The following is a 20,643-nucleotide window of genomic DNA, read 5'->3' as shown; positions in this document are numbered from 1 at the left end:
CGCAATCTGACTGCCATCTTGGCTACTGAATTCGCGGCTTACAAGCCCTTGGGCGACTGTTTCCGTGAGCCAACCACGTCGTCTACGCTGCGGACGTGGAGCCGAGAGCCTTCTACGTCGCCGGTCGTCCCGCCCACGGCGAGGGCGAGCTGACCGTCCACCACCCGTACGACGGCCGCCCCGTGGGGCGTACCACCGTGGCCACGCCCGACCAGGTCGACGCCGCCGTCGCCGCCGCGGCCGGGGTGGCCGCGGAGGCCGCGGCCCTGCCCGCGCACGTCCGCGCGGCCGCTCTCGACCATGTCTCCCGGCGGCTCGCCGAACGGGCCGACGAGGTCGCCCGGCTCATCACGGCCGAGAACGGCAAGCCGCTGAAGTGGGCGCGGGCCGAGGTGGGGCGGGCCGTCTCCACCTTTCGCTGGGCCGCCGAGGAGGCCCGGCGCTTCTCCGGCGAACTGCAACGCCTCGACACCGATCCGGCCGCCACCGGGCGGATCGCCCTGGTACGCCGGGTGCCCCGCGGACCGGTGCTCGGCATCACGCCGTTCAACTTCCCGCTCAACCTGGTCGCCCACAAGGTGGCCCCGGCGATCGCCGTCGGCGCGCCGATCGTCGTCAAGCCGGCCCCGGCCACCCCGCTGTCCGCGCTGCTCCTGGGTGAGCTGCTGGCCGAGACGGACCTGCCGACGGGTATCTTCTCCGTGCTGCCGCTGCCCAACGAGCGCGCCGCCGACCTGGTCGCCGACCCGCGGCTGCCGGTGGTGTCGTTCACCGGCTCCGGCCCGGTCGGCGCGGCCATCCGCCGCGCGGCGCCCGAGAAACACGTGACCCTCGAACTGGGCGGCAACGCGGCGGCCGTCATCTGTGCCGACTGGGCGGCCGACGAGGACCTGACGTTCGCCGCCCAGCGGATCGCCACGTTCTCCAACTACCAGGCCGGTCAGTCGTGCATCGCCGTCCAGCGGGTCTACGTGCACGAATGGCTCTACGACGGCTTCCTGCCCCGACTCGTCGCCGCCGTGCAGGAACTGCGGACCGGCGACCCGGCCGACGAGCGGACCGACGTCGGGCCGCTCATCTCCGTCGACGCCGCCGAGCGCGTCGAGGCGTGGGTCGACGAGGCGGTGGCGGCGGGCGCGACCATCGAGGTCGGCGGCCGGCGCGAGGGCGCGACCTATCCGCCCACCGTGCTCTCCGGGGTGCCCGCCGACGCGAAGGTGACCGCCGAGGAGGTGTTCGGGCCGGTCCTCGTGGTCGCCCGCGTGCAGGACGACGAGTCCGCCTTCGCGGCCGTCAACGACTCGGCGTACGGGTTGCAGGCGGGCGTCTTCACCCACGACGTCCGCACCGCGTTCCGGGCCGCCCGGGTGCTCGACGTGGGCGGCGTCATCGTCGGGGACGTGCCGTCCTACCGGGCCGACCAGATGCCGTACGGCGGCGTCAAGGGCAGCGGCGTCGGGCGCGAGGGGCTGCGCAGCGCCATGGAGGACTACACCGAGCCGCGCGTGCTCGTCCTCACCGGGGTGCAGCTGTAGAGGGGTCCGCTCGACACGTGCCGCGGGGTGCGGCGTGGGTCACCAGGTGCCGTCGTCGCGTACCCGGGCCGGCGCCCGGCCCAGCAGCAGGGTGGTGAGGGCGGCGTCGACGTCCGCGCCGAGGAACCACTCGCCGGCCTGGTCCAGCGCGAACACGCGGCCCTGCTCGTCCACGGCGAAGATGCTGTCGCCGTGCTCGGAACCGAACGGGAAGAGCGCGACCCCCAGCACCGACGCGAAGTCGGCGAGGGTGTCGGCGCTGTGCGCGCCGCGCAGCGGGTTCGTGGTGAACCGGCTGATCCACACCTCCTCGCCGGGCCCGCGCCGCCGACTGAGGATCGCCGGGAACGCGGTGAGCGCGCGCACCGCCGCGGGGAACGGGGCGTGGCGGTGCTGCCGGCCGGCCACCTCGCAGGTCTCCCGGATCGCCCCGGCCGCGAGCGCCGAGTTGAACCCGCCGTCCTCCCAGCCACCGTCCATGAGGGCGTCCGCCACCTCGTCCGGGAAACGGCCCGGGTGGTGCGGCATCTCGTGCCCCGGACGCCACTCGCTGGTGAACGCGAGCGCCGACCAGGGAAGCACGTTGAAGTGCACGAGGACGTTCAGGCACGAGTCGCAGGGGCGCTCGGCCGGCCCGCCGTACGGGTCGCCGGGCTCGCGGACGCGGAACACCTCGAAGCGGGCCGTACCCAGCAACGCCTCGGCGTCGCCCATGCTCATCGGCGCGATGCCCTCGGCGGCGCGGCGGTGGTCGTACTCGTGCAGCACGTCGGAGAGGACGATCAGCTCGGCGTGCCGTTCGCCGCCGCGGACCAGGTGACCCGGCGGCAGCTCGTCCAGGTGGCGCTGCACCAGCGGGTGGTGCCGCAGCTCCACGTCACCCTTGGCGCCCTGCGCGCGGAACAGCCGACCGTCGACGTTCAGGTGCGCGGCGGTGTTCGGCGTGGGCAACCGCCGGATCACCCGGAGGAGCTGGCTCGCCGGATCCACCGTGCGCGGGGCCACCGGGCCCGTCGGTCGGTTGCGCCGGTACAGCTCCTCGACCACCTCCGGCGGGACGCGCGGCCAGGTGGTCACCTCACCCGTCTCCTTGTCGACCACCGTCGTGGGCAGGTCGCCGGGAAGCGTGCGCGCCTGGGGGGACACAGTGGACGAGATGACGTACCCCAGGTCGAACTCGTCCACGCTCGCCGTGCACTCGTAGCCCAGACGCTGCGAGTCGCGCCGCGCCCAGACGGCGGCGAGTTGCTCGGCCTGATGGCGGTCGATCACCCCACGGAAAATACCGGACCCCACGGAATCCGTCGCGCCGGGTATGGTTCGCCCTACACACGGTGACGGGGAGGCGGCGTGGCGGAGAGTGCGGACCGGACGGCGAACGATGCGCTGCGGGCCAGGTTCGACGAGGTGTACGGGCGGTACCAGCGGTTCCGGTCCGGTCTGGACGAACTGCGTGGCCGTCTCGCGGAGCTGCGGGTGACCGAGCGCTCGGCCGACGGGCGGGTGACCGCCGTCGTCGGCGCACGCGGCGAGCTGATCGCCGTGGAGCTGAGCCCCGCGGTCTACCAGCAGCGGGACGCGGCGGCGTTGAGCCGTACGATCACCGACACCATCCAACGGGCCACCACCGGCGCGGTCGCCGCCACCCAGGAACTGGTCGCCGGCTACCTCCCGGCCGGCGCCGGGTCGACGGAGTTCCTGCGTACCGGCGACTTCGACGCGCTGCTCGGCCGCGCGGACGCGGTCCTGGGCGGCGGGCGGTGACCGGTCCGGCCGGCGGGCGGCTCTGGCTTGATCCGAGCCGCGCCCGGCGCGGCGGCGACGACCTCCGGGCGGCCGGCGAGGCCGTGAGCGCCCGGCGCGCCGAGGTCGGCGGCGCCATCGCCACGGCGAGCGGCCGGCAGCCCTGGGGACGGGACGACGTCGGGGCGGCCTTCGAGCGCGCCTACCGCGGCTGCGAGGAGATCGTGCTGCGGGCGTGGGAGGGCGTGGGCCGCCACCTCACCCGGCTCGGCGCCGACGTGGTGCACTCGGTGGACGGCACCGTCGCGACGGACGTCGCCGCCGCGGGTCGCCTCGGGAGCATCGCGGCCGGTCACCCGGGAACGGCGGTCGCGGGCGTCGCCGGCCCCGGCGCCGTGCGACCGGACCGGGCCGACGCGGGCCTCACGGGGTCCGGCGCCGTGCGACCGGCCCGGGCCGACGCGGGCCTCACCGGGTTCGGCGCCCCGCGATCGGACCCGGCCGCCGGCCCGCGCTGACCGGCGGAGGCCCGCATGAGCCTGTTGCCGAGCCCGGTGCCCCACCCGCTGGACTACGCGCCGTGGGACGTGCCCGGCTGGATCCGCGAGGCGCTCGACTGGGTGGTGGGCGTCGAGTGGCCGGACGGCGACGAGCGTGCCGTCTGGGACCTCGCCGACCAGTGGTACGCGGTGGCCGCCGCGCTCGCCGGCCCCCGGGCCGAGGCGACCGCCGCCGCCGCGGAGGTGCGCGCGGGATACGGGGAGGTCGGCGCGGTCGCCGAGGCGTTCGGGGCAGCGTGGCGGCGGGTCGCCGAGGGTGACGACGCGCCCCTGCCCGTCCTGCTCGCCGTCGGCACCGACCTGGGGCGGATGGTCGAGGAGTGCGGCTGCGACATCGAGGCCGCGAAACTCGAGGTCTGGATCGAGCTGGGCATCCTCGTCATCGAGCTGCTGTCCCTGGCGGTCGCGGCCGTCCTCACCGCCGGGGCCGCCTCCCCGGCCGCCGGCGCGGCGATCGCCGCGAGCCGGGTCGTCGTACGGCAGATCTTCGCCCGGCTCACCGCCCAGCTCGCCCGCAAGTCGCTGCGGCACGGGCTCCGGGAGGCCGGCGAGCGCGCGGCCCGCGAGGTCGCCGAGCGGGGCGTACGCGGTCTGGGCCGGCGCGCGGCGTACGGCGGGCTCGTCGAGGCGGGGGAGGAGGCCGGAATCAGCCTCGCGACCCAGGCGTACCAGAACTCGACCGGCCGCCGGGACGGCCTCGACCTCACCGACCTCGGCACGTCGGCGGTCGGCGGGCTGGCCGGCGGCGCCGCCGCGCCGCTGGCCGGGCTGGGCCGGCACGCGACCGGGCGCGGGGCGCGCGCCGTCGAGCACGTCACCCGGGAGATGGCCGGCGAGGTGGTCGCCGAGAACGCCGCCGGCCTGGCGACCGGCCAGGGGCCGACCTCCGTGGCGGACGCCGCCCGGGCCGCCGTCTCGGGCGGCACGGGCGCGGTGACCACCCAGGTCGACGCGGCGCTCCGGGCCCGGCTCGACGGCCGGTTGGCCGCACTGGCCGCGCCGGGCGCTTTCCTGGACGCGGGGCTCGCGGGCCGACCGTCCGCGCCCGAGGTCGCGCCGCCGTCCCCGGCTCGCCCGGAGCCCGGGGCGGAGGCGGCATCGTCCCTGCCGGCACCCCGCCCCGACGGCGGGGTGGAGTCACCGGCCGTCGCGCAACGGTCCGGCGCACCGCGCGAGGCCGCCGCTTCGATGGCGGCTGTCGGGCCGGTGGAAGGGCTCGCGCCGCGGGAGGTCGCGCCGCTGGGGGCCGGCGCACCGCACGCCGTCGATGAGCGGCCCACGGCGGCCGTTGCGCCCGGCACCCGCTCGCCGGTCGACAGCGCCACGGCGCCGGTGTCGGCCGGGGACACCGGCAGTCCCGCGCTGAGCGGGATGGTACCGGCGACAGCCGGGCCGGCCGCGGCCGAGGCGACGTCGTCGATGGCTGGCGGTCTGCCGTCCACACCGCTGCTCGGCGGCGCTCCAGTCGCCGCACCTCCCGCGGCGGTCGGGGTGGACACGGCTCCGCCGCACCCGGCGACCGGCTCGACCACCGCCCCGGCCGCGGTCCCGACACCGGGGCCGGTTGCCGCCCCGACACCCGGGCCGGCTGCTGTCCCGACATCCGCGCCGGTCCACCCGCCCGTCGTGCCGCCGCCGGCTCCACCGTCACCACTCGCGCCCGTCCCACCGCCGCAGGTCTCCCCGCCCCCGGTTCCACCGTCCGCGTCGGGCAGCCCGCCGGTAGTGCCGCCGCCCGCCCCGCCGGGTCCGCCGGCGCCCACCCACGCTGGCGTGGGCGGCCAGGTGCTGCGGCCGAGGACCCCCGAGTGGTACGCCGCCACCTGGGCGGCCGACCGGGACGCCTTCGAGCGGCGCCGCTACCGGGGCCACTTCGCGCACCAGCGGCGGACCCACGAGGAGAACCGCCGTCAGGACCGCGCCGCCGAGCTGCGGCTGGCCGCCGAACGGACGTACGACGAGGCGCGGTGGCTGATCGGCCAGGGGCGGATGCTCGCCGAAGCCGGCCGGCGCGCCGACGCCGAGCGGCACTTCCAGGAGGCGTACGCCCGGGAACGCTGGTGCCAGCAGCAGTCGGACGTCACGGAGGCCGTGCTGGCCGGCACCACCGCCCCGCCGGTGGTGGAGGTCGGCGAGCGGGACTTCCGGCGGATCAACGACGACGTCGGCGACCTCGCACCCGGTGCGGTCGAGACGACGGACCGCTCGGCGCTCACGGGTGACGACCGACCCCCGCCGATCGACCGGTCCCGCAGGTACGGGCGGCCCGGCGGGCTGCGTCCGCCGCTGGCGCTGCACCAGACCGACGTCGAGCGGCGGGTGCCGCGCGACCCGGCCGGCCGCGTCATCCGTACTCCGGATCCGCGCCGGGGCGACTGGTTCCGGCTCGTGAACGACGGCGGGCCGGCCGCCGACCCGACGCGCGGGCTGAACTGCGTCGACTGTGCCCTGTCGCTGTTCGACACCTGGGCCCACGGGCGGCCGCGGGTGTCCGCGCCGCGCACCTTCGACGCGTACGCGGCGGGAGACGTCAACCGGCCGCTGCACGGCGAGCTGAACGGCCCCCGGCGCGTCGAGGACGTGACCGGCGGCCGGTTCCAGCGGCTCTGCGAGCCGGACACCGACTCCGGGCCGGCGCAGCGGCGGGACGCCGTCGACCACGGGTACCGCACCCTGCACGACCAACTGCTGCTCGGCGGGCACGGCAGCTACGCGTTCGTCATCAACACCTGGGAGGGCGGAGGCTCGCACATCTCGGTCGCCCTCAACCAGGACGGCACGGTGCTCTACCTCGACCCGCAGACCGGGCGGATCGACACCCGGCCGCTCTACCGGCACCGCGGCGCGCCGTACCGCTACAACGCGGTCGACCTCGACGTCCTGGTGCTCGGCCCGGATGCCCGCCCCCTGCCCGTGGCGGGGCTGCGCCGGGGCCGGTTCAGCGCCCTGCCGGACCTGCCCGACCACCCGCCGGCGACCACCGACGAGGGGTACGGCCACCCGTACCTCAACCGGATCCACGTCCTCGCGGGGCCCGGCTCGGCGGCCCACGCTCCCGAGCCGGTCGCCGACGTCCTCGCGGGCGCGCCGGACCTCGACAGCGCTCTCCGCGCCGGGGTACCCCCGCCCGACCTGGTCGCCGCGCTCGACGTGCCCACGGTGCGGCGACTCGCGCCGCACCTCGACGACGCCGCCGCGCGGGAACTGGTCACGCTCTTCGCCGAACCGCGGGTGCGGGCCATGCTGGACGGCGCGTGGCGGCACCCGCCGCACGGCGAGCCGCTGCTCGCCGAGGCCCTGGTCCGCGACCTGGTCGAGCGGCCCGACCTCGTCCGCATGCTGCGGGCGACACCGGAACTGCTCCACTCGTTGACCGCCCGACCCCTGACGATGCGTCACCTCGCCAGCCATCAGCAGGCCATCGACGTGCTCGGCGACGTACTCGACGACATCGCGGCGCGTGGCCCGGCGGCGGTGGCCGGCGAGAACCCACCAGTGCCCCAGCCGACCCCGCTGACCGACGAGCAACGACGGGTCAGCTCCAGCCTGGCCCGGGACTACGGCCTCGCGGCCCAACCCGGATTCGACCAACGCAGACGACATGACGCGGCCTATCGCGAGCAGTACCTCGATGCCCTGTACGCCAAGGCCGCGGTAGCTCAGGAGGAGCTGAACGAACTGGCGATCTCGCTGGCGCACGAGGGCGGGGAGCGGGTGGGCCAGCCAGGCTGGCGGACACGGCCGAAGGATCGACGCCGGGCCGAGGACAAGGTCACCAAGTACCGTGGCGACGCCTCGAGACTGATCGATCTCGCTGCGGCCAAGGTGGAGTTCCAGACCCTCGACCAGTTGTATGCGGCGCTGTCCCGGCTGAGGGAGAGACCGGACGTCGCCGTGGTCCGGTTCGAGGACAGGTTCGTGGCACCTCAACAGAGCGGCTACCGCGACGTGCAACTGATTCTGAGGATGTCCAACGGACACCTGGCGGAACTTCGGCTGCACCTGGCACGCCTCGACGAGGTGGCCGCCTGGGAGCACGCATTGTTCGAAGTGCGTCGTGACCTAGAATCCATCGCCCGAGCCGACCGTCGAGCCCTGACACCGGAGGAACGAGCCATCGCCGACGGTCTCCTACGCCGAGCGCAGGAACTGTTCTGGCGCGCACTGATGGCGACGTACGAGGAGAAGCGCTGATGCCGGAAACGGCCGGACTGGTCCTACCTTCGTTTCACCTCTACTACGCCTCACCCGTGAAGATCGTCGCGACCCCGGAGGGCGGTGCCCGGGTCTGGCGGGTGTCCATGGAGACCGGCGGCTGGGTGGAGGAGAACGATCTCTTCGACGAGATCGTGTTCGCCGTGGGTGGTGACGTCTTCAGTCGAACTGTCGACCAGTTCGTGCAGGACGTGGAGTTGTACCGCTCGCGCTATCTGTCCGGTGACGGCGCCGTCTTCGCCCTCTACGAGACGGTCAGGGCGATTCAGGCGGTGGCGGAAGACGAGGGTCGTGTCCTCACGGTCGAGGAAGCCGCTCTGGTCCGAGGAATCTGCCGCCGGACCTTCGTGATGTTCGAGGAGGAGTTGCAGCGGGCCGGTGACCCTGGAGCGGACCCCTCACTGGCGGCGCCGGACCAGGAGGCGTAAACCGCTTGCGGCGCCCATCGGCGTGCACGAGGGTCGCGGTATGAGTGACTCGCCCGCCGCGGACGGAGCCGGGCCCGCCGAGCAGGGGAGATCCTCCGGCTTCGCCTGGTCGAACATGTTCGTCCACCCCGACGAGGACCCGCGGTCGGAGGGCGGCTTCGAGGACGAGCGGACGGTGCTCGTCGAGTACCTCCGCGACCAGCGGCTCACCCTGCAACTCAAGTGCGCCGACCTGGACGCCGAGCAGCTGGCCCGGCGCGCCGTGCCGCCGTCCACGCTGTCGCTGCTCGGCCTGGTCCGGCACATGGCCGAGGTGGAGCGGGGCTGGTTCCGGCGGGTGATGGCCGGCGAGGACGTACCGCCGATCTACCGCACGGACGACGACCGGGACGCCGACTTCAACGACGCCATCGCCGACCCGGACGTGGTCGCGGAGGCGTGGCGCAACTGGCGGGCGGAGATCGAGTTCGCCGAGCGGCTGGTCGACCGTACGCCGGACCTGGCGACCCGGGGGCGCATGCGCGACGGCGAGACCATCTCGCTGCGCGAACTGCTCGTGCACATGATCGAGGAGTACGCGCGGCACAACGGCCACGCGGACCTGCTCCGCGAGCTGATCGACGGCCGGGTCGGCCAGTAGCGGCGTGACGACGCCGAGCGGGTCACGCGGGCCGGATCCGGCCGCGACGCCGTCCAGTGTGGCCGAGGCCGTCGCGGTGCAGGAGGAGTTGCGGTCGCGGGTCGACCTCGTCGGCCCCGGTCCGTCCGCGCCCGCCACGGTGGCCGGGCTGGACGTGGCGTACGCCGAGAGCGGTGACCTGCTCGCGGCCGCCGTCACCGTCCTCGACACCCGGACGCTGGAGGTGGTCGACCGGGCCGTCAGCGTCGGCCGGCCCGCCTTCGCGTACGTTCCGGGGCTGTTCGCCTTCCGGGAGCTGCCCGCGCTGCTCGCCGCGCTGGACCGGCTGGCCACCCGTCCCGAGCTGCTGGTCTGCGACGGGCACGGGCTCGCCCACCCGCGCCGGTTCGGGCTCGCCTGTCATCTCGGCGTGGTCACCGACCTGCCGTCGATCGGGGTGGGAAAGACGCCGCTGGTGGGCGTGTGGACACCGCCGCAGGCCGAGCGGGGTGCCTGGTCGCCCCTGCGCGACGGCGACGAGGTGGTGGGTCGGGTGCTGCGTACCCGCAGCGGCGTGAAGCCCGTCTTCGTGAGCGTCGGGCACCGGGTGAGCCTCGACAACGCCGTCGCCCAGGTGCTCGCCCTCACTCCGCGTCACCGGCTGCCGGAGACGACCCGGACCGCCGACCGGCCCTGCCGGGACGCCCTCGCGACCGCCACGCGACGGTAGACCGGGCCGCCCGCCGGGTCAGGACGCGGCCGCCGGCCGGCCGCCCGCACGCCGTGGACGGGGCCGGTGCCGGGCTCCCCGGACCGGCCGGCGACCGGCCGTCGCGGGGTGGAACCAGGGGTAATGCGGCACACATGCGGGGCGCTCTATGACCGGTGGGCCAGGTGGGGCGGTAGTAGCCTGACGCGCGGACGCCACCGGGGAGGAACGGCGAGGTGAACATGTCGGTAGGTCGGCACGCGGCCCGGCTCGCGACGGTCTGCGCGGTGCTGGGTGGGCTCGTGCTCCTCGGCGGCTCCCCCGCGCTGGCCGACGACGATTCGGTGCGGGTGCGGTCGGCGGACAGCTTCCGGGCCGGCGGGTCCGCCCAGACGGTCAACGTCGAGGTGCGCAGGCGCAGCGACGGCTGCGTGCTGCTGCGTACGGCACTGGGGTTCCGCCTGGAGGGGCTCGACGCCCGCCAGGTCAGCGTCCAGGTCAACTACGGTGGACGCTGGTTCCCGGTGCCGGCCGGTGGCAGCGGCACGGTGACCACCACGCAGACCGCCCCCGCGAAACCGAAGCTCTGCAAGGGCAAGGGCATCACGGTGCGCTACCGGGTCGCCTTCGCGGCCGGGACGCCGGGTGGCCGGCTCAGCGTGACCGGTGAGGCCAGCAACGCGGCCGGCGGAAGCCTGGGCCGGGACACCGTGTCCGCGCGGGTGCTGGGTTCCCGCGCGTCGGCCTCGCCGACCCCCTCGAAGACGCCGTCGCCGACCCTGAGCCCGTCCGAGGCGGTCGTCGACGACGCGGCCACCCCGGCGGCGCTGGCCGCACCGACCGGTGGGCCGAGCACCACCAACACCAAGGAGTCCTCCGGTATGTCCCCGATCATGTTCGTCGGTCTCGGCCTGGTCGCCATCGGGGCGCTGCTGATCGTGCTGCTGTTCCGCCGCTCCCGCGAGGACAAGGAGCCGACCGGCGGCGTCGTCCCGCCGCCCGTCGGCAACCCCGGCGGCACCACGTACCGGTCGGGTGGAGGGCCGCTGGCGGCGCCGGCCCGGCCCGGCCCGGTGTACGGGCAGCCGCCGGCCGCGGGCGGTGTCTACGGCACACCGGCACCGCGGCTCACGGGCGGCGCCGTGTACGGCACCCGCCCCGCCGGCGGGCCCGCCCCGACGCCCACGTCCGGGGCTCCGGTGGCACCCACGTCCGGGGCTCCGGTGGCACCCGCGTCCGGGGCGCCGGCGGCGCCCGCGCCGCGGACCCCGGTGACACCGGCGACGCCGCCGGCAGCGGGAACCCCGGGGGCGCCGGCGGGGGAGGGCCCGGACCACACCGTGTTCATGCCCCGGCTCCCCGGCTGAGCGGGGCGCGGGCGAACCCCTCCGATACGCTCAGGGGGCGTGACGACCTGCGGCCAAGGAGAGAACCGGTGTCTGATCTGTCCCAGATCGTGAAGGCGTACGACGTCCGCGGGACGGTGCCTGACCAGTGGGACGAGCGGGCTGCCGAGGCCCTCGGGGCCGCGTTCTGCCAGCTGCTGAACGCCACCGACGAACCCGGCGAGTCCGTCGTCGTCGGGCACGACATGCGGGCCACCTCGCCGGGCCTGGCCGCCGCGTTCGCCGCCGGCGTACGGGCCGAGGGGCGGTCGGTCGTCGAGATCGGTCTGGCCTCGACCGACATGCTCTACTTCGCGTCCGGTTCGCTGGACCTGCCCGGCGCGATGTTCACCGCGAGCCACAACCCGGCCCGTTACAACGGCATCAAGATGTGCCGCGCCGGCGCCCGTCCGATCGGTCAGGACAGCGGGCTCGCCGAGATCCGCGACCGGGCGCAGGCGCTGCTGGACAAGGACGAGCCGCGCCCGGCCGGCGAGCCGACCCGTCCGGCCGAGCGCCGGAACCTGCTGCCGGAGTACGCGGCGCACCTGCGCAAGCTCGTCGACCTCACGCACATCCGCCCGCTGCGCGTGGTGGTCGACGCGGGCAACGGCATGGCGGGCCACACCGTGCCGAGCGTGCTCGGGGACGCCGTGCTGCCGGCCCTGCCGCTGGAGATCGTTCCGCTCTACTTCGAACTCGACGGAAGTTTCCCCAACCACGAGGCCAACCCGCTCGACCCGGCGAACCTGGTCGACCTCCAGCGGGCCGTGGTCGAGCACGGCGCGGAGATCGGGCTCGCCTTCGACGGCGACGCCGACCGCTGCTTCGTGGTGGACGAGCGGGGCGAGCCCGTCTCGCCGTCGGCGATCACCGCGATGGTCGCGGCCCGCGAGCTGGCCAAGCACCCGGGTTCCACGGTGATCCACGGCCTCATCACCTCCCGCGCGGTGCCGGAGATCATCCGCGAGCACGGCGGGGAGCCCGTGGTGGCCCGCGTGGGGCATTCCTTCATCAAGGCCGAGATGGCCCGCACCAACGCCGTCTTCGGCGGCGAGCACTCGGCGCACTACTACTTCCGGGACTTCTGGTTCGCCGACACGGGGATGCTGGCGGCCATGCACACCCTGGCCGCGCTGGGTGAGCAGTCGCAGCCCCTGTCGGTGCTCGCCGGCGAGTACGAGCGGTACGTCGCCTCTGGTGAGATCAACTCGACGGTGGCCGACCAGGCCGCGACGATGCGCGAGGTGCGCGCCGCGTACCCGGACGCGGAGGCCGACGAGCTGGACGGGCTGACCCTGCGCTTCCCCGACGGGGCGTGGTTCAACCTGCGCGCCTCGAACACCGAGCCGTTGCTGCGGCTGAACGTCGAGGCGCCCACCCGCGCGCGGATGACCGCACTCCGTGACGAGGTGCTCGACCGGGTTCGCCGATAAGATCGCCTGCGCCGCTCGGCACCGCCGGGGGTGAAGCCGCACACGTGGAAGGAGCCGCGCCGTGGCCCTGGATCCGCAGTTGCTCGAGATACTCGCCTGTCCGGACACACACCACGCACCCCTCGACTACGACGCGCAGGCGCAGACGCTGACCTGCACCGAGTGCGGCCGGATCTTCGAGGTCCGCGACGACGTGCCGGTGCTGCTGCTGGACGAGGCGCGCGGCGGCCCGGGGCAGCCGTCATGATCGACGGTACGGCCGGGGTCAGTGGTCACCGGGAGGCCGACGAGGCCCTGCTCGACGACGCCGACGCGCTCGCCGAGCGTGACCCGGGCGGCATGCTGCGGCACACCGCCTCCGCCGGAGCGCAGGTACGCGAGTCGGCGGCGCTGGCCGCCGAGGCGAACCTGTCGGTGCTCGCCGACGAGGGCCGGCCGCGGGCGGTGGTGATCGCCGGCATCGGTACGGCCGGCCGCACCGGCGACGTGCTCGCCACGGTCGCCGGGCCCCGCTGCCCGGTGCCGGTCATCGCGCACCGCAGCGCCGGCGTGCCGGGCTGGGTGGGCGCCGCCGACGTGGTCATCGCGGTGAGCGCCTCCGGCCGCAGCCCCGAGGCGCTCGGCGCCGCCGAGGCCGCCCACCGGCGGGGCGCCCGCCTGGTGGCGGTCGGCGCGCCCGACTCGCAACTCCAGTCGGTCGCCGAACGCGCCCGCGCGCCGTTCATCCCCGTGCCGCGGCGCGCCCCGGCCCGGGCCAGCCTGTGGGCGCTCACCGTCCCCGTGCTGCTCGCCGCCCGTACGCTCGGGCTCGTCAAGGTCAACGAGGCGGACCTGGCCGAGACCGCGGCCCGGCTCGACGCGGACGCCGACCGCTGCCGGCCCACCGCGGAGTCGTTCGTCAACCCGGCGAAGTCGCTGGCCCTCGGGCTGGCCGGTTCGATCCCGATCGTCTGGGGCTCGTCGCCGCTGGCGACCGTCGCGGCCCGGCGGTTCGGCGACACCCTGTCGGCCAACGCCCGCTACCCGGTGGTGACCGGGGCGCTGGGCGAGGCCGGTCGCGGCCGCGTCGGTCTGCTCGACGGCGTCTTCGGCGGGCTGGTCGAGGGGGAGCGGGACATCTTCGCCGACCCGGACGAGACCGGCGGCGACGCGACCCGGCTGCGCCTCGTGCTGCTGCGCGACGGCGGGCTCAACGCCGAGGACGACGCCGACGAGCCCCTGGCCGTCGAGGAGCGCCGCGCCGAGGCGGTGCAGACGCTGGCCGAGCGCCGGGGCGTGCGCTGCGACGTGGTGACCGCCGAGGGCGGCTCCGCCCTGGAGCGGCTCGCCTCCCTGACCGCGGTGCCGGACTTCGCGTCGATCTACCTTGCTCTGGCCCACGGGCTGGACCCGATGGCGGTGCCCGCCATCACCGAGATGAAGGAGCTGTCGAACCAGTGATCGGACGTTGTGGCCGGCGCGGGACCCCCGCGTCCGGCGGCCTCGCGCGGCGGCGGAGCGGAGGGGCGGCGTGAGCGCGAACGGCGGGACGAAGGCGATCATCGCCGCCCTGCTGGCCAACATCGGCATCGCCGTCACGAAGTTCATCGCGTTCCTGCTGACCGGCTCGTCGTCGATGCTGGCGGAGTCGATCCACTCGGTGGCCGACTCGGGCAACCAGGGGCTGCTGCTGCTCGGCGGGCGGCGGGCGAAGCGGGCGGCCACCCCGCAGCACCCGTTCGGCTACGGCCGCGAGCGCTACATCTACGCGTTCATCGTGGCCATCGTGCTGTTCAGCGTCGGTGGTCTCTTCGCGCTGTACGAGGCGTACCACAAGTTCTTCGACCCGCACGGGATCACCGAACACCAGTGGGTTCCGGTGACCGTGCTGGTCATCGCCATCATCATGGAGAGCTTCTCCTTCCGTACGGCGATCAAGGAGTCCAACCAGACCCGGGGCAAGCAGTCGTGGGTGCGCTTCATCCGCCGGGCCAAGGCGCCCGAGCTGCCGGTGGTGCTGCTGGAGGACTTCGGCGCCCTGGTCGGTCTGGTGTTCGCGCTCTTCGGCGTCGGCATGACGCTGGCCACCGGTAACGGCCGGTGGGACGCCGTGGGCAGCGGCATGATCGGTGTCCTTCTGGTGGCCATCGCCATCGTGCTGGCCATCGAGACGAAGAGCCTGCTGCTGGGCGAGGGCGCGGAGTCGCACGAGGTGGCGGCCATCGAGCGGGCCGTGACGGACGGCCCGGAGGTGGAGCGCATCATCCACATGAAGACGCTCTACCTCGGCCCCGAGGAGCTGATGGTGGCCGCGAAGATCGGCGTGCCGGCGTGCGAGACCGCCGAGGAGGTGGCGCGCGGCATCAATGCCGTCGAGGCGCGTATCCGGGCGGCCGTCCCCATCGCCCGGGTCATCTACCTGGAACCGGACATCTACAGCGCCGCCGCCGACCGGGCGGGCACCGGATCCGCGGCGCACACCGCCGTACCCGAGTCGGACGAGGTGGCCGGGCGTCCGGGGAGCTGACACGTGGAACTGTTGTACGGACCCGTCCGTGACTACGCCTGGGGGTCCCGTTCGGCGATCGCGGCCCTGCAGGGCCGTCCGGTGCCGAGCGAGGGCCCCGAGGCGGAACTCTGGCTCGGCGCCCATCCGGGCGCTCCCGCCGCCGTGGAGCGGGACGGCGCCCGGGTCAGCCTGCTCGACGAGCTGACCGCCGAGCCGGAGCGCTGGCTCGGTCGTCAGGTGGTCAACCGGTTCGGCGCGCGGCTGCCGTTCCTGCTCAAGGTGCTCGCCGCGGACGCCCCGCTCAGCCTCCAGGCGCACCCCGACGCGAAGCAGGCCCGTGCCGGGTACGCGACCGACGAGGCGCGTCCCGCCGGGGAGCGCAACTACGTCGACCCGTACCACAAGCCCGAGCTGCTGGTCGCGCTCTCCCCGTTCGAGGCGCTCTGCGGCTTCCGGGACCCGGCGGCGTCCGCGCGGGCGCTCGCCGCGTTCGGCGTACCGGCGCTGGAGCCGGTCGTGGCGGCGCTGCGGACCGGTCCGGCGGGCCTGCGCACGGCGGTCCGCACGCTGTTGACCTGGCCGGCCGAGGAGCGGGCCGGGCTGGTGGCGGCCGTGGTGGCCGCGCCGGCCGACGGCCCGGACGCGGAGCTGGCGCGGGCGCTCGCGGCCGCGTACCCGGCCGACCCGGGCGTGCTCGTCGCGTTGCTGCTGAACCACGTCCGGCTCGTGCCCGGTGAGGCGATCTGGATGCCGGCCGGCAACCTGCACGCGTACCTGCGCGGGTGCGGCGTGGAGATTATGGCGGCGAGCGACAACGTGCTGCGCGGCGGGCTCACCCCGAAGCGGGTGGACGTCGACGAACTGCTGCGCGTGCTGCGCTTCGAGGTGCTGGACGAGCCGGTGTGCCGTGCGCGGCCGGTGGGCCCGGGTGTGGACTGCTGGCCGGTGCCGGTGGACGACTTCGCGCTGTACCGGGTCACCGTGGGCGGCGAGGTGCCCGCGGCGGAACTGCCGGTGATCGGCCCGCGGGTGGTGCTCTGCGTGTCCGGCGCGGTCACCGTGGACGACGGCACGGGCGTGCTCACGCTCGACCGTGGTCAGGCGGCCGTCGGCACGGCGGCCGGTGGGCCGCTGCGGATCAGCGGGTCCGGTGAGGCGTACGTCGCCTCGTCCGGCCTGCGCTGACGGGCGGCCACAAATCCGCAAGTCCGACTTTCCCGGAATAGCTTGACGCGCTGCTAGCGCAGTGTGACTCTATGGGTACGCAGCGTTATCGCGACGACGGTCCGAGAACGCGCGGGGAACCAAACCGGGGGGATGCACGGGGCGGCCGGCTGGTGGACGGAAAGTCCGTTCACGACCGACCGCCCCGTGCGCTGTCCGGGTTCCCCGGCTGTCGGCCGCCCGTCCGCGCCCGATCCCCGGCGCGCGTAAGGTGGAGGGTCGCGCAGCACATCGTCCGACAGGAGCTTCCATGACCAGCACCCTCCCGGCGTCCAGTGGGACGCCGTCCGAGGCCCGGCCGACCAGCGTCGCCGAGGGCGACTACAAGGTGGCGGATCTGTCGCTCGCCGAGTTCGGGCGCAAGGAGATCCAGCTCGCCGAGCACGAGATGCCCGGCCTCATGGCACTCCGCCGCGAGTACGCCGACGCACAGCCGCTGGCCGGCGCCCGGATCACCGGGTCGCTGCACATGACCATCCAGACCGCGGTGCTCATCGAGACCCTCGTGGCGCTCGGCGCGCAGGTCCGCTGGGCGTCCTGCAACATCTTCTCCACCCAGGACCACGCCGCCGCGGCGATCGTGGTGGGCCCGAACGGCACCCCCGACGCGCCGGCCGGCGTCCCCGTCTACGCCTGGAAGGGCGAGACGCTGGAGGAGTACTGGTGGTGCACCGAGCAGGTGCTCACCTGGCCCGACGGGCAGGGCCCCAACATGATCCTCGACGACGGCGGCGACGCCACGCTGCTCGTGCACAAGGGTGTGGAGTTCGAGAAGGCCGGCGCGGTGCCCCCGGTCGAGTCCGCGGACTCCGCGGAGTACGCGGTCATCCTCGGGCTGCTGCACCGTTCGCTCGCCGAGGACGCCCAGCGCTGGACGCGGATCGCCGCCGGCATCAAGGGTGTCACCGAGGAGACCACCACGGGCGTCCACCGTCTCTACGAGATGCAGCGCGAGGGCACCCTGCTCTTCCCGGCCATCAACGTGAACGACTCGGTGACCAAGAGCAAGTTCGACAACAAGTACGGCTGCCGCCACTCCCTCATCGACGGCATCAACCGGGCCACCGACGTGCTCATCGGCGGCAAGATGGCCGTCGTCATGGGCTACGGCGACGTGGGCAAGGGCTGCGCCGAGTCGCTGCGCGGCCAGGGTGCCCGGGTCGTGGTGACCGAGGTCGACCCGATCTGCGCCCTCCAGGCGGCGATGGACGGCTACCAGGTCTCCACCCTGGACGACGTGGTGGAGCAGGCCGACATCTTCGTCACGGCCACCGGCTGCTTCAACGTCATCACGCACGAGCACATGGCCCGGATGAAGCACCAGGCCATCGTCGGCAACATCGGCCACTTCGACAACGAGATCGACATGGCCGGCCTCGCCAAGCGTCCGGACGTCCGGCGGGAGAACATCAAGCCGCAGGTCGACCTGTGGCGCTTCGACGACGGCCACGCGATCATCGTGCTCTCCGAGGGGCGCCTGCTGAACCTCGGCAACGCGACCGGCCACCCGAGCTTCGTCATGTCGAACTCGTTCTCGAACCAGACGATCGCCCAGATCGAGCTGTTCACCAAGACCGACCAGTACCCGGTCGGCGTCTACGTCCTGCCGAAGCACCTCGACGAGAAGGTGGCCCGGCTGCACCTGGACGCGCTCGGCGCCAAGCTGAGCACGCTCACCAAGGAGCAGGCCGCCTACCTCGGCGTGCCGGTGGAGGGCCCGTTCAAGCCGGAGCACTACCGCTACTGAGCGAACGAACACGAACCGGGTCGGCCGTGGTGGCCGGCCCGGTTTCGCATCCCGGCCCGGTCGTGGCGCCGGCCTGGTCGTGGCGCGGTTTCCTGTCCCGGCCTCGGCCCCCCCGGACGCGCTCGTGAGGGCGGGCGGTCAGTCCTGGCCGTGGCGGCGCGGGCGGACCCACGTCCACACGCACCAGGCGAGCCAGGCCAGCGAGACGGCGGCGGCCAGTGCCCGCAGTCGCAGCGCGCTCAGCAGGAGGACCGTGGCCAGCACCGCCAGCCAGGGCCCGAAGCCCCTCACGGGCGCCGCCCCGGCGCGATGGTGGGGGAGAGCGGTTCGTCGGGCACGGTCGTCCTGCCTCCGGTAGGGGTGAGCCGGATCCTGCCACACCCGCGCCACGCCGTGCAGGGGCGCGGGTCAGGCGCTCGGTCGCTCCCCGCTCGCCGCCGCCGGGCGTACGACCGGAGGGCCGGCCTGCGGCGGCGGGGCGGCCGCCGGGCGTACGACCGGAGGGCCGGGCTGCGGCGGCGGCGGCGCGGCGGTCGCCGGGTGGACGGCCGGGGGACGGCGCTGCGGCATGGCCTCGGGCGCCGGCGGACGGATCGGTGCGGTGCGGGCGCCGGGCGTCAGCTCCGGCCAGAGCGCCGCCGCCGTGGCCCGGGTGCGGTGCAGGCGCGCCATTGCCCGGCGGTGCCGTTCCCCGAGCACGGCGGCCAGGTAGACGGTCTCCGGCGCGGCCAGCGGCGGAGGCGGGGTGGTCACCGCGGCGACCTCGGCCCAGAGGCCGCGCGCCAGCCGGGAGCGCGCCGGTTCCGCGAACTGGTGCACACGGGCCAGGTACGTCCGGGCGGCCAGCGCCAGGTCGTCGTCGAGCCGGGTCAGGTCCAGCGTGTACGCCCAGCCGGTCAGCGGTGGCACGGCGGTCGGGACCGGCCGCCACGTGGAGGCGGTGCGGGTGTGCACGACCAGCGTGCCGGCCACCAGGTCGCCGAGGCGCCGCCCCCGCCGGTCGGTGAGCATCACCGTCACCCCGACCGCCCAGCTGAGCAGCGGCAGGATGAGCCCGGGCCACTCGACGGCGACGCCGACGAGGGCGCGGGTCAGTGACTGTCGCAGCGTGACGGGCCCGCCGTCGGCACTCACCACGCGCAGGCCGACCGCCATCTTGCCCAGCGTCCGGCCGTTGGCGACCCGCTCCATGAACACCGGGTAGCCGACCAACACCAGGACCATGGCGGCGGTGCCCGTGGCACGGTTGAGCGCCGCGTCGACCACCTCGAACGGCAGGGCCGCGAAGAGCAGCGCGACCAGCACGGCGAGCGCCGCCGCGACCACCAACTGGGCCAGCACGTCCAGCAGCAGGGCCAGCACCCGGGAACCGAGCCGCGCGACCCGGACGTCCAGCTCCACGGCCTCGCCGCTGACCAGCCCGGCGTCGCCCCAGCCCGCGGTGCGGCCGGCCGTGCGGGTGCGGGCCGGCGACGGTGGTTGCGCGCTCACCCCGACAGTGAACACTATGATCCCCGGACGGGGGTGGGCGTGGATCTCGACGCGTACGTCGCGGAGCACGGCGGGCAGTGGCGGCGCCTCGACGACCTGTGCCGGCGCGACCGCCTCGACGCCGCCGAGGTCGACGAACTGATCGCCCTCTACCAGCGCGTGGCGACGCAGCTCTCCACGGTGCGCAGCCGCTCGCCCGATCCGGCGCTGGTCAGCCAGCTCTCCCACCTGGTGCTGCGCGCCCGGGCCCGCATCACCGGCCGCCCCCGCCCGTCCTGGTCGGCGGTCGGCCGCTTCCTGGTCGCCGACTTCCCGGGCGCCGTACGCCGGGCCTGGCCCTGGTGGTGCGCGGTGGCCACGGGCTTCAGCCTGCTCAGCTTCTTCCTGATCTGGTTCGTGGCCGGCAACCCGGACACCGCCGCGGCGCTCGTCGGTGAGGAGGCCGCCACCGAGCTGGTCGACTCCGGCTTCGCCGACTACTACACCGAGTACTCCGCGCCGACGTTCGCGTTCCAACTGTGGACACACAACGCCTGGCTCGCCGCCCAGTGCCTGGCCTCCGGGGTGCTGGTCGTGCCGGTGTTCTACCTGCTGTGGGAGAACGCGCTCAACATCGGCGTGACCGGTGGGGTGATGGTCTTCTACGGCCGGGGGGACGTCTTCTTCGGGCTGATCACCCCGCACGGCCTGCTGGAGCTGACCGGCGTGTTCGTGGCCGCCGGGGTGGGGCTGCGGACCGCGTGGGCGTGGATCTCGCCGCCCGCCGAGCTGACCCGGGGGCAGGCGGTGGCACGGGCCGGTCGTTCGGCCGTCACGGTGGCGGTCGGTCTCGTCGGGCTCTTCGCGGTGTCGGCCCTCGTCGAGGCGTTCGTCACCCCGGCCCCCGTGCCGGTTCCGCTCCGCGTCGGCGTCGGCGTCGCCGTCTGGCTCGGCTTCCTGGCGTACGTCCTGATCCTCGGCCGCCCCACCCCCACGCCCGCCCCACCCGACCCGGTTGATCATGAGGTTGTCGTCGCGACACGCCGGGACGGCGCGCGCTAACCTCATGATCAACGGCGCGACC

General features: G+C 74.6%; 18 protein-coding genes. 15 read left to right on the top strand and 3 right to left on the bottom strand.

Going from position 1 to position 20,643, the window contains the following annotated elements; genetic code table 11:
• Positions 1-95 precede the first annotated feature (95 nt).
• Complete coding sequence (locus tag D7I43_RS20235) at positions 96-1,535, top strand: aldehyde dehydrogenase family protein (RefSeq protein ID WP_120330100.1); 1,440 nt, start codon at positions 96-98, stop codon at positions 1,533-1,535.
• 39 nt (positions 1,536-1,574) lie between these two features.
• Here the strand turns inward: D7I43_RS20235 and D7I43_RS20230 are convergent, their stop codons facing one another.
• The gene (locus D7I43_RS20230; RefSeq protein WP_120330099.1) at positions 1,575-2,807 is read right to left on the bottom strand and encodes an SUKH-3 domain-containing protein; all 1,233 of its coding nucleotides are present in this window, start codon (positions 2,805-2,807) and stop codon (positions 1,575-1,577) included.
• Positions 2,808-2,885: 78 nt separating this feature from the next.
• Between D7I43_RS20230 and D7I43_RS20225 the strand changes: the two genes are divergently transcribed.
• The 13 genes from D7I43_RS20225 (at position 2,886) to ahcY (ending at position 18,089) form a co-directional block, all read left to right on the top strand.
• Positions 2,886-3,299 carry a YbaB/EbfC family nucleoid-associated protein gene (locus D7I43_RS20225; protein WP_120330098.1) on the top strand — a complete coding sequence of 138 codons (414 nt, stop codon included), beginning with the start codon at positions 2,886-2,888 and terminating at the stop codon, positions 3,297-3,299.
• Complete coding sequence (locus D7I43_RS20220; RefSeq protein WP_240033054.1) at positions 3,296-3,796, top strand: hypothetical protein; 501 nt, start codon at positions 3,296-3,298, stop codon at positions 3,794-3,796. Before D7I43_RS20225 ends, D7I43_RS20220 begins: the two co-directional genes overlap by 4 nt.
• A gap of 15 nt (positions 3,797-3,811) precedes the next feature.
• Positions 3,812-8,032 carry a toxin glutamine deamidase domain-containing protein gene (locus D7I43_RS20215; RefSeq protein WP_120330097.1) on the top strand — a complete coding sequence of 1,407 codons (4,221 nt, stop codon included), beginning with the start codon at positions 3,812-3,814 and terminating at the stop codon, positions 8,030-8,032.
• Positions 8,032-8,481 (top strand): hypothetical protein, encoded by a 450-nt coding sequence (locus tag D7I43_RS20210; RefSeq protein WP_120330096.1) that lies wholly within the window; start codon positions 8,032-8,034, stop codon positions 8,479-8,481. The genes D7I43_RS20215 and D7I43_RS20210 overlap by 1 nt, the downstream gene beginning before the upstream one ends.
• 40 nt (positions 8,482-8,521) lie before the next feature.
• Entirely contained in the window at positions 8,522-9,121 is a 600-nt protein-coding gene (locus tag D7I43_RS20205; protein ID WP_204985238.1) for a DinB family protein, read from the top strand.
• A gap of 58 nt (positions 9,122-9,179) precedes the next feature.
• Positions 9,180-9,830, top strand: a complete 651-nt coding sequence (gene nfi, locus D7I43_RS20200; protein ID WP_204985237.1) for a deoxyribonuclease V — start codon at positions 9,180-9,182, stop codon at positions 9,828-9,830.
• A gap of 215 nt (positions 9,831-10,045) precedes the next feature.
• A complete protein-coding gene (locus D7I43_RS20195) occupies positions 10,046-11,176 on the top strand; it encodes a hypothetical protein (protein WP_420870223.1) in 1,131 nt (376 codons plus the stop codon).
• A 68-nt stretch (positions 11,177-11,244) separates the two neighbouring features.
• The gene (locus D7I43_RS20190) at positions 11,245-12,630 is read left to right on the top strand and encodes a phosphomannomutase/phosphoglucomutase (protein ID WP_120330094.1); all 1,386 of its coding nucleotides are present in this window, start codon (positions 11,245-11,247) and stop codon (positions 12,628-12,630) included.
• Between the two features lie 61 nt (positions 12,631-12,691).
• Positions 12,692-12,877: a Trm112 family protein gene (locus D7I43_RS20185; protein WP_120330093.1), complete on the top strand. Its 186-nt coding sequence runs from the start codon at positions 12,692-12,694 to the stop codon at positions 12,875-12,877.
• Positions 12,874-14,070, top strand: coding sequence for an SIS domain-containing protein (locus tag D7I43_RS20180; protein WP_120330092.1), 1,197 nt, complete (start codon positions 12,874-12,876; stop codon positions 14,068-14,070). The genes D7I43_RS20185 and D7I43_RS20180 overlap by 4 nt, the downstream gene beginning before the upstream one ends.
• A gap of 70 nt (positions 14,071-14,140) precedes the next feature.
• Complete coding sequence (locus D7I43_RS20175; RefSeq protein ID WP_120330091.1) at positions 14,141-15,136, top strand: cation diffusion facilitator family transporter; 996 nt, start codon at positions 14,141-14,143, stop codon at positions 15,134-15,136.
• A gap of 3 nt (positions 15,137-15,139) precedes the next feature.
• Positions 15,140-16,303: a mannose-6-phosphate isomerase, class I gene (manA, locus tag D7I43_RS20170; RefSeq protein WP_120330090.1), complete on the top strand. Its 1,164-nt coding sequence runs from the start codon at positions 15,140-15,142 to the stop codon at positions 16,301-16,303.
• Between the two features lie 289 nt (positions 16,304-16,592).
• Entirely contained in the window at positions 16,593-18,089 is a 1,497-nt protein-coding gene (gene ahcY / locus D7I43_RS20165; protein WP_120330089.1) for an adenosylhomocysteinase, read from the top strand.
• A 138-nt stretch (positions 18,090-18,227) separates the two neighbouring features.
• Here ahcY and D7I43_RS33095 read toward each other — a convergent pair whose 3' ends face one another.
• Together D7I43_RS33095 and D7I43_RS20155 are read right to left on the bottom strand one after the other, a co-directional pair.
• Positions 18,228-18,380, bottom strand: a complete 153-nt coding sequence (locus D7I43_RS33095; protein ID WP_192902206.1) for a hypothetical protein — start codon at positions 18,378-18,380, stop codon at positions 18,228-18,230.
• A gap of 117 nt (positions 18,381-18,497) precedes the next feature.
• Entirely contained in the window at positions 18,498-19,580 is a 1,083-nt protein-coding gene (locus D7I43_RS20155) for an RDD family protein (RefSeq protein WP_240033053.1), read from the bottom strand.
• Between the two features lie 33 nt (positions 19,581-19,613).
• On the opposite strand from D7I43_RS20155, the gene D7I43_RS20150 reads away from it, so the two are divergent.
• A complete protein-coding gene (locus tag D7I43_RS20150; protein WP_240033052.1) occupies positions 19,614-20,621 on the top strand; it encodes a stage II sporulation protein M in 1,008 nt (335 codons plus the stop codon).
• Positions 20,622-20,643 lie beyond the last annotated feature (22 nt).

Source organism: Micromonospora globbae, assembly GCF_003610785.1.
In the GTDB taxonomy this organism is placed as follows: Bacteria; Actinomycetota; Actinomycetes; order Mycobacteriales; family Micromonosporaceae; genus Micromonospora; species Micromonospora globbae.
Note: the sequence above shows the minus strand (reverse complement) of the source record. Positions and strands in the feature narration are given on the sequence as shown.